This is a genomic window from Citrobacter sp. Cpa228, from assembly GCF_030333085.1.
Classification (GTDB): Bacteria; Pseudomonadota; Gammaproteobacteria; order Enterobacterales; family Enterobacteriaceae; genus Citrobacter; species Citrobacter pasteurii.
Genome location: NZ_JAOWGQ010000031.1, coordinates 234,541 through 246,680, shown reverse-complemented (window position 1 = coordinate 246,680; position 12,140 = coordinate 234,541). Strand labels below are relative to the sequence as shown.

General features: G+C 53.5%; 14 protein-coding genes. All 14 read left to right on the top strand.

Annotated elements, in window-relative coordinates; translation table 11 throughout:
• The first annotated feature begins 5 nt into the window (after positions 1–5).
• Genes pduC through pduS form a run of 14 tightly spaced genes read left to right on the top strand, consistent with a single transcriptional unit; the run spans position 6 to position 12,138 of the window.
• Positions 6–1,670 carry a propanediol dehydratase large subunit PduC gene (gene pduC, locus OGX91_RS02310; RefSeq protein ID WP_005128020.1) on the top strand — a complete coding sequence of 555 codons (1,665 nt, stop codon included), beginning with the start codon at positions 6–8 and terminating at the stop codon, positions 1,668–1,670.
• Between the two features lie 10 nt (positions 1,671–1,680).
• On the top strand, positions 1,681–2,355 hold the full coding sequence (pduD, locus tag OGX91_RS02305) for a propanediol dehydratase medium subunit PduD (protein WP_005128021.1): 675 nt from the start codon (positions 1,681–1,683) through the stop codon (positions 2,353–2,355).
• Positions 2,356–2,369: 14 nt separating this feature from the next.
• Positions 2,370–2,888, top strand: coding sequence for a propanediol dehydratase small subunit PduE (gene pduE, locus OGX91_RS02300; protein ID WP_005128022.1), 519 nt, complete (start codon positions 2,370–2,372; stop codon positions 2,886–2,888).
• A gap of 15 nt (positions 2,889–2,903) precedes the next feature.
• Positions 2,904–4,736: a diol dehydratase reactivase subunit alpha gene (locus tag OGX91_RS02295; protein ID WP_005128023.1), complete on the top strand. Its 1,833-nt coding sequence runs from the start codon at positions 2,904–2,906 to the stop codon at positions 4,734–4,736.
• Positions 4,726–5,076, top strand: a complete 351-nt coding sequence (locus tag OGX91_RS02290; RefSeq protein ID WP_199947521.1) for a glycerol dehydratase reactivase beta/small subunit family protein — start codon at positions 4,726–4,728, stop codon at positions 5,074–5,076. The genes OGX91_RS02295 and OGX91_RS02290 overlap by 11 nt, the downstream gene beginning before the upstream one ends.
• A 19-nt stretch (positions 5,077–5,095) precedes the next feature.
• On the top strand, positions 5,096–5,371 hold the full coding sequence (gene pduJ, locus OGX91_RS02285) for a propanediol utilization microcompartment protein PduJ (RefSeq protein WP_001057752.1): 276 nt from the start codon (positions 5,096–5,098) through the stop codon (positions 5,369–5,371).
• A gap of 24 nt (positions 5,372–5,395) precedes the next feature.
• Entirely contained in the window at positions 5,396–5,866 is a 471-nt protein-coding gene (locus tag OGX91_RS02280; protein ID WP_155020907.1) for a BMC domain-containing protein, read from the top strand.
• Positions 5,866–6,498, top strand: coding sequence for a phosphate propanoyltransferase (locus tag OGX91_RS02275; RefSeq protein WP_005128028.1), 633 nt, complete (start codon positions 5,866–5,868; stop codon positions 6,496–6,498). Before OGX91_RS02280 ends, OGX91_RS02275 begins: the two co-directional genes overlap by 1 nt.
• On the top strand, positions 6,495–6,986 hold the full coding sequence (pduM, locus tag OGX91_RS02270) for a microcompartment protein PduM (RefSeq protein ID WP_005128030.1): 492 nt from the start codon (positions 6,495–6,497) through the stop codon (positions 6,984–6,986). The genes OGX91_RS02275 and pduM overlap by 4 nt, the downstream gene beginning before the upstream one ends.
• Positions 6,987–6,989: 3 nt before the next feature.
• On the top strand, positions 6,990–7,265 hold the full coding sequence (locus OGX91_RS02265; RefSeq protein WP_003030211.1) for a EutN/CcmL family microcompartment protein: 276 nt from the start codon (positions 6,990–6,992) through the stop codon (positions 7,263–7,265).
• Positions 7,266–7,273: 8 nt separating this feature from the next.
• The gene (pduO, locus tag OGX91_RS02260) at positions 7,274–8,281 is read left to right on the top strand and encodes a two-domain cob(I)yrinic acid a,c-diamide adenosyltransferase PduO (protein WP_005128032.1); all 1,008 of its coding nucleotides are present in this window, start codon (positions 7,274–7,276) and stop codon (positions 8,279–8,281) included.
• Positions 8,278–9,663, top strand: a complete 1,386-nt coding sequence (gene pduP, locus OGX91_RS02255; RefSeq protein WP_005128033.1) for a CoA-acylating propionaldehyde dehydrogenase PduP — start codon at positions 8,278–8,280, stop codon at positions 9,661–9,663. Before pduO ends, pduP begins: the two co-directional genes overlap by 4 nt.
• Before the next feature lie 10 nt (positions 9,664–9,673).
• Positions 9,674–10,786 (top strand): 1-propanol dehydrogenase PduQ, encoded by a 1,113-nt coding sequence (locus tag OGX91_RS02250; RefSeq protein WP_199947523.1) that lies wholly within the window; start codon positions 9,674–9,676, stop codon positions 10,784–10,786.
• Complete coding sequence (gene pduS, locus OGX91_RS02245; protein ID WP_005128035.1) at positions 10,783–12,138, top strand: cobalamin reductase PduS; 1,356 nt, start codon at positions 10,783–10,785, stop codon at positions 12,136–12,138. Before OGX91_RS02250 ends, pduS begins: the two co-directional genes overlap by 4 nt.
• The last annotated feature ends 2 nt before the right edge of the window (positions 12,139–12,140 follow it).

Sequence of the window (12,140 nt, the reverse complement as noted above, 5' to 3'; positions counted from 1 at the left end):
GATTCATGAGATCGAAAAGATTTGAAGCACTGGCGAAACGCCCTGTGAATCAGGACGGCTTCGTTAAGGAGTGGATCGAAGAAGGCTTCATTGCGATGGAAAGCCCGAACGACCCTAAGCCGTCGATTAAAATCGTCAACGGAATGGTCACTGAACTGGACGGCAAATCCGCCAGTGAATTTGATCTAATTGACCACTTCATTGCGCGCTACGGCATTAACCTGGCTCGCGCTGAAGAGGTGATGGCGATGGACTCGGTTAAACTCGCCAATATGCTTTGCGACCCCAACGTCAAGCGTATGGACATTGTTCCTCTGACCACGGCAATGACGCCAGCGAAAATTGTGGAAGTGGTTTCGCACATGAACGTTGTTGAGATGATGATGGCAATGCAGAAAATGCGTGCCCGCCGTACCCCATCTCAACAAGCGCACGTGACTAACGTCAAAGACAACCCGGTACAGATTGCCGCCGATGCTGCAGAGGGTGCCTGGCGTGGCTTTGATGAGCAGGAAACGACGGTTGCTGTTGCGCGTTACGCGCCGTTTAACGCGATTGCTCTGCTGGTAGGTTCGCAGGTTGGACGCCCTGGTGTGTTAACTCAGTGTTCTCTGGAAGAGGCCACCGAGCTGAAACTCGGCATGCTGGGCCACACCTGTTATGCAGAAACCATCTCCGTCTACGGTACTGAACCTGTCTTTACAGACGGTGACGACACGCCATGGTCAAAAGGTTTTCTGGCCTCTTCTTATGCCTCACGCGGCCTGAAAATGCGCTTCACTTCTGGCTCCGGTTCAGAAGTTCAGATGGGCTACGCCGAAGGCAAATCGATGCTTTATCTGGAAGCACGCTGCATTTACATCACCAAGGCGGCTGGCGTTCAGGGTTTGCAAAACGGTTCCGTAAGCTGCATCGGCGTGCCTTCCGCTGTACCGTCGGGCATTCGTGCAGTGCTGGCAGAAAACCTGATCTGTTCTTCTCTGGATCTGGAGTGCGCCTCCAGTAATGACCAGACCTTTACCCACTCCGATATGCGTCGTACTGCGCGTCTGCTGATGCAATTCTTGCCGGGTACAGATTTCATTTCATCTGGCTATTCCGCTGTTCCGAACTACGACAACATGTTCGCCGGTTCCAACGAGGATGCCGAAGATTTTGACGATTACAACGTCATCCAGCGCGATTTGAAAGTCGATGGTGGTCTGCGTCCGGTGCGTGAAGAAGACGTTATCGCCATTCGCAATAAAGCAGCTCGCGCGCTACAGGCCGTATTCGCCGGAATGGGATTACCGCCAATCACCGACGAAGAAGTCGAGGCCGCGACCTACGCCCACGGTTCAAAAGATATGCCAGAGCGTAACATCGTTGAAGACATCAAATTTGCGCAAGAGATCATCAATAAAAACCGTAACGGCCTGGAAGTGGTGAAAGCCCTTGCTCAGGGTGGGTTTACCGATGTCGCTCAGGACATGCTCAACATCCAAAAAGCCAAGTTAACCGGAGACTATCTGCATACCTCCGCCATTATCGTCGGCGACGGACAAGTGCTGTCCGCAGTGAATGACGTCAACGATTATGCCGGTCCGGCAACAGGTTATCGCCTGCAAGGCGAACGCTGGGAAGAAATTAAAAACATCCCTGGCGCACTTGATCCCAACGAGCTTGGCTAAGGGGTGAAAAATGGAAATCAATGAAAAGCTGCTGCGCCAGATAATTGAAGACGTACTGTCTGAAATGCAAACCAGCGACAAACCTGTCTCATTCCGCTCAACGACAGCGGCTAGCGCACCACAGGCTGCAGCGGTACAAGGCGACAGTTTTCTGACCGAAATTGGCGAAGCCAAACAAGGTCAGCAGCAGGACGAAGTGATTATTGCCGTAGGGCCGGCGTTTGGGCTCTCACAAACCGTCAATATCGTCGGTATTCCGCACAAGAATATTTTGCGCGAAGTGATTGCCGGTATTGAAGAAGAAGGCATTAAAGCGCGCGTTATCCGCTGCTTTAAATCCTCTGATGTGGCGTTTGTTGCCGTGGAAGGTAATCGTCTGAGTGGTTCCGGGATCTCTATCGGCATCCAGTCAAAAGGCACCACGGTTATTCACCAGCAGGGATTACCGCCGCTTTCTAACCTGGAGCTGTTCCCTCAGGCACCGCTGCTGACGCTGGAAACCTACCGTCAGATTGGTAAGAACGCCGCGCGTTATGCCAAACGTGAATCTCCGCAACCGGTCCCGACGCTGAATGACCAGATGGCTCGTCCTAAGTACCAGGCGAAATCAGCCATTCTGCACATTAAAGAGACCAAATACGTCGTGACGGGCAAAAACCCGCAGGAACTGCGCGTGGCGCTTTGATAAAGGATAACTCCATGAATACCGACGCAATTGAATCGATGGTTCGGGATGTGTTGAGCCGGATGAACAGCCTGCAGGGAGAGTCCGCAACTCCGACCACGGCGAGTTCATCAGCACATACCGCGAAAGTCACGGACTACCCTCTCGCGAATAAACATCCTGAGTGGGTAAAAACCGCAACCAACAAAACCCTGGATGACTTCACGCTCGAAAACGTTCTGAGCAACAAAGTGACGGCGCAAGACATGCGCATCACCCCTGAAACGCTGCGCCTCCAGGCGGAAATCGCCAAAGACGCCGGACGTGACAGGCTGGCGATGAACTTCGAGCGCGCCGCTGAGCTAACCGCCGTACCTGACGACCGCATTCTTGAGATCTACAACGCGCTGCGCCCGTACCGCTCAACGAAAGACGAGCTGATGGCCATCGCCGACGATCTCGACAATCGTTATCAGGCAAAGATCTGCGCAGCTTTCGTTCGTGAAGCGGCAGCGCTGTACGTTGAGCGTAAAAAACTTAAAGGCGACGACTAACTCAGGGGCTGGATCATGCGATATATAGCTGGCATTGACATAGGCAACTCATCCACGGAAGTCGCACTGGCAACCCTGGATGAGACTGGCGCGCTAAGCATCACCGGCAGCGCGCTGGCGGAAACCACCGGGATTAAGGGCACATTGCGTAATGTGTTTGGCATTCAGGAGGCACTTGCGCTGGCGGCTAAAAACGCTGGAATCAATGTCAGCGATATTTCGCTTATCCGCATTAACGAAGCCACCCCGGTCATTGGCGACGTGGCGATGGAAACGATCACCGAAACCATCATCACTGAATCCACCATGATCGGCCATAACCCTAAAACGCCGGGCGGCGTCGGGTTAGGTGTGGGAATCACTATTACGCCGGAAGATCTGCTCAGTCGTCCGGCGGATACGCCCTATATTCTGGTAGTGTCATCAGCATTTGATTTCGCCGATGTCGCCACGATGATAAATGCCTCCGTCCGCGCCGGATACCAGTTAACTGGCGTTATTTTGCAGCAGGACGACGGCGTGTTGGTCAGCAATCGTCTGACTCATCCCCTGCCCATCGTCGATGAAGTGCTTCACATCGACCGCATCCCGTTGGGTATGCTGGCCGCCATTGAAGTCGCGGTTCCAGGAAAAGTCATTGAAACCCTTTCTAATCCCTACGGGATTGCAACTGTCTTTGGCCTCAATGCCGACGAGACTAAAAACATTGTCCCGATGGCGCGGGCGCTGATCGGCAACCGTTCTGCCGTGGTCGTAAAAACGCCGTCAGGTGATGTGAAAGCACGCGCCATTCCCGCTGGTAATCTGGAACTGCAGTCGCAGGGACGTACCGTGCGCGTCGACGTCGCGGCAGGTGCCGACGCGATTATGAAAGCGGTTGGTGAATGCCCGAAACTGGATAACGTCACCGGAGAGGCGGGAACCAATATTGGCGGCATGCTGGAGAACGTACGCCAGACAATGGCTGAATTAACCAACAAACCCAGTCATGAAATCTTTATTCAGGATCTGTTGGCAGTTGATACTTCAGTCCCAGTCAGCGTGACCGGGGGACTTGCCGGCGAGTTTTCGTTGGAACAGGCCGTTGGTATTGCTTCTATGGTGAAATCAGATCGTCTGCAAATGGCGATGATTGCCCAGGAAATCACGCAAAAGCTCAACGTTGATGTGCAGGTTGGTGGTGCTGAAGCCGAAGCCGCTATTCTGGGCGCCTTAACCACGCCGGGTACTACACGTCCACTGGCTATTCTGGATCTTGGGGCCGGATCGACTGACGCCTCTATCATTAATCCTAAAGGCGACATTATTGCCACACACCTGGCGGGCGCAGGCGATATGGTCACGATGATTATTGCCCGCGAACTGGGTCTGGATGACCGTTATCTGGCGGAAGAGATCAAGAAGTACCCGCTGGCGAAAGTGGAGAGTTTGTTCCACCTGCGCCACGAAGATGGCAGCGTCCAGTTCTTCCCAACGCCTCTCCCGCCGACCGTCTTCGCTCGCGTATGCGTGGTAAAACCTGATGAACTGGTGCCACTGCCCGGCGATCTGGCGCTGGAAAAAGTTCGTGCTATTCGTCGCAGCGCTAAAGAGCGTGTTTTTGTTACCAACGCGCTGAGAGCGTTGCGACAGGTTAGCCCGACCGGGAATATTCGCGATATTCCTTTTGTCGTGCTGGTTGGAGGTTCCTCGCTGGACTTCGAAGTTCCACAGCTGGTTACTGATGCACTGGCTCATTATCGCCTGGTTGCGGGCCGCGGCAATATTCGGGGTACGGAAGGCCCGCGCAACGCGGTTGCGACAGGGTTGATTCTCTCCTGGTACAAGGCATTCGCTCATGGAAAGTAATCTCACCACGCCAGCCATTGTTATCTTCACCACTAATGACTGCGCAGGCGTCTGGAATGACGTGCTGCTGGGTATTGAGGAAGAAGGGATCCCCTTTTTGATTCAGGAGAGCCATTCAACTGACGTTATCCACAACGCATGGCTGGCTGCCTGCCAATCGCCATTGCTGGTTGGCATTGGCTGCAGTCGCGAAAAACTGGTCGTGCACTACAAAAACTTACCGACATCAGCGCCACTTTTTAGGCTGACGTATCACCAAAATAGCCACGATCGCCGCAGCATTGGTAATAACGCTGCGCGGCTGGTTAAAGGCATCCCTTTCCGGGACTGCCACTCATAATCCACAGGAGAAAAGCAGTATGAATAACGCACTGGGACTGGTTGAAACAAAAGGGCTTGTCGGCGCTATTGAAGCCGCTGACGCCATGGTGAAATCCGCAAACGTGCAGTTGGTTGGGTACGAAAAAATTGGCTCAGGCCTGATCACCGTGATGGTCCGCGGGGATGTCGGCGCCGTAAAAGCAGCAGTAGATGCAGGAAGCGCAGCAGCGAGCGCTGTTGGAGAGGTGAAATCCTGTCACGTTATTCCACGTCCACACAGCGACGTTGAAGCCATTTTACCTAAATCCGCATAAACCGCCGCAAACAAGGAGCACAGCGTGAAGCAATCACTGGGATTACTTGAAGTTAGTGGTCTGGCATTAGCCATCAGTTGCGCGGACGTTATGGCGAAAGCCGCTTCCATCACGCTGGTGGGCCTCGAAAAAACCAACGGCTCAGGCTGGACGGTGATCAAAATCATCGGGGATGTGGCCTCCGTTCAGGCGGCTATATCCACCGGTGCTAATTTAGCAGAATTGCGAAATGGACTGGTTGCGCACAGGGTCATATCCAGGCCCGGAGAAGGCATTCTTTCCCACAGTGTGCCCGTGCAGCCTGAGCCAGCGCCAGAACCGATACCTGATGTATCGCAAGAGCAAGAAGAGATGGCTACAGAAATTGCATTACCTGAAGCCGCGCAACAGACAGAGTTGATTAGCTGCAATCTATGTCTTGACCCTGCCTGCCCTCGTCAAAAGGGCGAGCCGCGCACTCTTTGTCTGCATTCAGGTAAACGAGGTGAAGCGTAATGGATAAACAGCAACTGGAGACAACGGTCACTAAAGTCCTTGATGAAATGCGTGAACGCCCTATTCCTCTCGGGATTTCGAATCGCCACATCCACCTTTGCGCCGAGGACTACACTCGCCTGTTCCCTAATCAGCCGATTAGCGAGAAAAAGAGCCTGTTGCAGCCCGGCCAATATGCGGCAGAGCAGACTGTCACGTTAGTCGGACCAAAAGGTCAGTTAAATAATGTGCGCATACTCGGACCGCTGCGCAGCAAAAGCCAGGTCGAAATTTCTCGTACCGACGCCCGCACATTAGGCATCGCTGCGCCGCTGCGCATGTCCGGCAATATTCAGGGAACGCCTGGCATTCGTCTTATCAGCCCCTTTGCTGAACTGGAGTTACTCTCCGGGGTTATTGTTGCCCAACGACATATCCATATGTCACCGCTGGATGCGCTGATACTGCGTGTCTCTCATGGAGATAAAGTCTCCGTGGCAATCAATGGCGATGAACGCCGACTGATTTTCGATAATGTCGCCGTACGCGTTTCGCCGGATATGCGCCTTGAGATGCATATCGATACAGACGAAGCCAATGCCGCAGGCGCTGATAATCCGCAGGCATTTGCCACACTGGTGACCTCACGATGAACAACGAACTGCTGCAACGCATTATCGAGGAGGTTGTTTCCCGATTAAAAAAACGCGCGGAAAGCACGATCTCCCTTAGCGTCGCGCAGTTACGGGAAATCGATCCACGGACATTATGCTGCCAATACTCGTCGCTCCATCTCCTGCTGGCCGACCTGCCCTTCCTGGAGCAAATTGCCGAGGGCTGCCCAGCCAACATGTCGGTGGTAACGATCCACGAAGCGCTGGCATGCGGAGTCCGCGTGAAAATTTCGTTGCAACACCGGTTGTTACCCGCGATCCCCGTGAAAACACTCGCACGTCTGCCGCTGGAGTTCTGTGACGAACTGGGGCGAATCATCGTGCTGCATCCTGAAACGCTTCTCAGCTACGCCGACGTCGCCCAATTGAAGGGTGGCGTACTGGTGCTACGCCGTCGATGTGTCGTGACGGCTCTGGCTCAGGAAGCTGTCGCTACGCGAAATGTCCAATTAATTAAGCAGGAGTGAGCTATGCATTTGGCCCGAGTTACAGGCGTTGTGGTTTCCACGCAAAAATCCCCATCACTGGTGGGAAAAAAATTGTTGCTGGTACGTCGGGTGAGTGCTGACGGAGAGCTTCCCGCGTCCCCTGTGAGTGGAGATGAAGTCGCCGTTGATTCTGTCGGCGCTGGAACTGGGGAACTGGTGTTACTCAGCAGCGGCTCCAGCGCCAGACACGTTTTTTCCGGCCCTAATGAGGCTATCGACCTGGCTATCGTCGGCATTGTCGACACACTTTCTCGTTAGGAGGAACTATGGCGATTTATACCCGCACTGGCGATGCCGGTACAACGGCCCTCTTTACCGGACAACGCGTGAGCAAAACGCATCCGCGCGTCGAGGCTTACGGTACGCTGGACGAACTTAACGCCGCGCTCAGCCTGTGCGTTTGCGCAGCGAAAAACCCGCAGCACCGCCAGTTGCTTGAAAATATTCAACTGCAGCTTTTCTGGTTCAGCGCCGAACTGGCCAGCGAAAGCGAACAGCCAACGCCAGAACAACGCTATATCAGCTCAGAAGAAATTGCGGCGCTGGAAGCCGCCATCGATACCGCGATGGGGAGAGTACCGCCCCTACGCAGCTTTATTTTACCTGGCCGCAGTGAGGCCGCCAGCCGTCTGCACTTTGCCCGCACACTGGCTCGCCGCGCAGAGCGGCGACTGGTCGAACTCTCCACTGAGATCTCCGTCAGACATGTATTGATGCGTTACATCAATCGCCTGTCCGACTGCTTATATGCGCTTGCTCGAGCAGAAGATCATGACGCCCATCAAAGCGATATTATTCAGAAAGTGACGGAGCGCTATCTCGCAGCCATCCGTACATCCCCCCCCCAGGAGCCGACTATGTCACTGTCTTTTCAGGAGCTCCACCAACTGACTCGCACTGCAGTGACGAGAGCAGAAGAACTTCAGGTTCCGGTCGTCATTTGCATTGTTGATGCGAACGGAACTCAAATGGTGACCTGGCGCATGCCTGATGCATTGCTGGTCAGTAGCGAACTGGCACCGAAAAAAGCCTGGACCGCCGTGGCGATGAAAACCGCCACGCACGAGCTGACATCAGCGGTGCAACCAGGGGCCGCGCTTTACGGTCTGGAAAGCCATATGCAGGGAAAAATCGTCACCTTCGGTGGCGGGTACGCATTATGGCGAGAGGGTTTAATCCTTGGGGGTCTTGGCATCAGCGGGGGAAGCGTTGAGCAGGATATGGATATTGCAGAAACGGCCATTGCGGCGATTAACGTGAGAACACATCAATGAATACTTCAGAACTTGAAACGCTTATTCGTAACATTTTGAGTGAACAACTCGCCCCGGCAAAAGCAGAAGTTAAGGGTAATGGAATTTTTCCTTCCGTTGACGAAGCAATTGATGCCGCGCATCAGGCTTTTCTGCGTTATCAGCAATGTCCATTGAAAACCCGCAGCGCCATCATCAATGCCCTGCGAGAAGAACTGACGCCTCACCTCGCTTCACTGGCCGCCGAGAGCGCTGCCGAAACGGGAATGGGCAACAAAGAGGATAAATTCCTCAAAAATAAAGCCGCGCTGGACAACACCCCGGGAATCGAAGATCTCACCACCACGGCACTAACCGGCGACGGCGGCATGGTGTTGTTTGAGTACTCTCCATTTGGGGTGATTGGCTCCGTTGCGCCAAGTACAAACCCCACGGAAACCATTATTAACAACAGCATCAGTATGCTTGCTGCGGGAAACAGCGTTTATTTTAGCCCTCATCCGGGTGCTAAAGCGGTCTCACTGAAGCTAATTGCCATGATTGAAGATATTGCTTTTCGCTGCTGTGGGATTCGCAATCTTGTCGTCACGGTCACAGAACCCACTTTTGAGGCTACCCAGCAGATGATGGCACACCCTAAAATCGCAGTTCTGGCGATTACCGGTGGCCCAGGCATTGTTGCTATGGGCATGAAAAGCGGGAAAAAAGTCATTGGCGCAGGCGCAGGCAATCCGCCCTGCATTGTTGATGAAACAGCCGACCTTGTTAAAGCGGCGGAAGATATCATCAACGGCGCATCCTTTGATTACAACCTCCCCTGCATTGCCGAGAAGAGCCTGATTGTTGTTGATGCCGTTGCCGAACGCCTGGTTCAACAAATGCAGTCATTTGGCGCGTTACTTCTGCACAACGAAGACATCAACAAACTGCGCGCCGCCTGTCTGCCTGAAGGCATAGCCAATAAAAAACTGGTTGGAAAGAGTCCAGCAGCCCTGCTTGAAGCTGCGGATATACCGGTTCCGGCAAAAACACCTCGCCTGTTGATTGGCATCGTCAATGATGACGATCCATGGGTCACCAGCGAACAGTTGATGCCAATGCTGCCCATCGTGAGCGTAAAGGATTTTGACAGTGCACTGGCGTTGGCACTGAAAGTTGAAGAGGGACTGCATCACACTGCCATCATGCATTCACAAAACGTGTCACGTCTGAATCTTGCTGCCCGCACCCTTCAGACCTCTATCTTTGTGAAAAATGGCCCCTCTTACGCCGGTATTGGTGTCGGCGGTGAAGGCTTTACCACCTTTACTATTGCTACTCCAACCGGTGAAGGCACAACGTCAGCGCGAACTTTCGCACGCTCTCGTCGTTGCGTGCTCACCAACGGTTTTTCTATTCGCTAATGAGGCCGTTATGAATAGCTTTTCACTGCAAACACGATTGTTCAGCGGCCAGGGAAGTCTGGATGTGCTTAAGCGTTTCTCCAATAAGCATATCTGGATTATCTGCGATGGTTTTATCGCACGTTCTCCGTTGATTGAAAAGCTGCGAAATACGCTGCCCGCGGATAATCGCATCAGCATTTTCAGTGATATCACACCCGACCCAACCATTGGTACGGTAGTTCAGGGGATTGCACAAATGCAGTCCCTGCAACCGGATGTCGTGATTGGCTTTGGTGGTGGTTCCGCACTTGACGCCGCCAAAGCTATCGTCTGGTTCAGCCGTCAGTTTGGTATTGAAATTGAAACCTGTGTCGCAATCCCTACCACCAGCGGCACGGGATCGGAGGTGACCAGCGCCTGCGTGATCAGCGATCCGGAGAAAGGTATTAAATATCCACTATTTAATAACGCCCTTTACCCTGACATGGCCATTCTTGATCCTATGCTGGTTGTCAGCGTCCCTCCGGCCATTACTGCAAATACCGGTCTGGATGTCCTGACGCATGCGCTGGAAGCCTATGTATCGACAAAAGCCAGTGACTTCACGGATGCTCTGGCGGAAAAAGCCGCGCAAATTGTCTTCCAGTACCTACCTGTTGCGGTTAGCAAAGGCGATTGCCTGGCAACTCGGGGGAAAATGCACAATGCCTCCACGTTGGCAGGGATGGCATTTAGCCAGGCGGGGCTGGGTATCAATCACGCTATTGCCCACCAGCTCGGTGGTCAGTTTCACTTACCCCATGGACTGGCTAACGCACTGTTGCTCACTCGTGTCATTCAGTTTAATGCACGCGACCCGCGGGCAGCAAAGCGCTATGCCCGTTTCGCGAAAGCCTGCCATTTATGCCCAGATAGCGCGAATGATACGGCGGCACTCAATGCGCTCATTCATCATATTGAACAACTAAAAAAACAGTGCGCATTACCGACATTCATTGATGCACTGAAAGACGAGAAGCATACCTGGTCGCAACGTATACCGTCGATGGTTCAGGCCGCGCTGGCTGATGTCACGTTGCAAACCAATCCCCGCGTAGCCGATGCCAGTGCCATTCAGGAACTGCTTGAGGAATTATTATGAATACAGCCATGACGGCAGAACATGTTCTTTATGACGCACAAACGATACGCGATCGCGTGCGTGCAGCAGGCGTGGTTGGGGCCGGTGGTGCGGGATTTCCTGCACACGTTAAACTCCAGGCGCAGGTTGATACGTTTCTGGTGAACGCCGCAGAATGCGAGCCAATGCTGAAAGTCGATCAACAATTAATGGCGGTGCAGGCGGCAAGGCTAGTACGTGGCGTTCAGTATGCCATGACAGCAACAGGAGCCAATGCAGGCATTATTGCCCTCAAAGAAAAGTATCAGAAGGCCATCAATGCGTTAACACCGCTTTTACCCGCCAACATCAGGTTACATATTTTACCCGATGTGTATCCGGCTGGTGACGAGGTACTGACCATCTGGATGGCAACGGGACGGCGGGTTCCTCCGGCCGCGCTGCCCGTTAGCGTAGGAGTGGTGGTCAATAACGTCCAGACCGTGCTCAATATCGCCAGAGCGGTTGAACAGCAGTACTCCGTTACCCGTCGCACTCTGACCGTCAACGGTGCGGTCGCCAGACCGTTAACACTGAGTGTTCCTATCGGTATGTCTTTACGCGAAGTCCTGGCACTGGCGGGTGGCGCCACCGTTGACGATCCGGGTTTTATCAACGGCGGTCCGATGATGGGTGGCCTGATAACTTCGCTGGATACCCCTGTGAGCAAGACCACCGGGGGGCTACTGGTATTGCCCAAATCCCATGCGCTGATTCAACGACGAATGCAGGACGAACGCACCGTGCTTTCGGTTGCAAAAACCGTTTGCGAGCAATGTCGTCTGTGCACTGATTTATGTCCAAGACATTTAATCGGCCATGAACTATCACCACATCTGCTGGTTCGCGCAGTGAACTACCAACAGGCAGCCACACCGCAGCTGCTGCTCACTGCCCTGACCTGTTCAGAATGCAATGTCTGTGAAAGTGTGGCTTGTCCGGTAGGCATTTCGCCGATGCGAATCAACCGCATGCTTAAACGCGAGCTACGGGCGCTCAACCATCGTTATGAAGGGCCGCTAAATCCTGAGGATGAAATGGCCAGGTACCGTTTGATTCCGGTTAAACGGCTCATCACCAAACTTGGCCTCAGCGACTGGTACCACGACGCGCCACTGGCTGAGACTGATTATCCCACAGATAAAACGACGCTGTTGCTACGCCAGCATATTGGTGCCAGCGCCATTCCATGTGTACAGCAAGGCGAACGCGTTGTTCGCGGTCAATGCGTCGCCGATGTGCCGTCCGGTGCATTAGGCGCACCTGTACACGCCAGTATTGACGGTATTGTCAGCGAAATTACTGAACAATCCATCACGGTAATAAGAGGTTAATC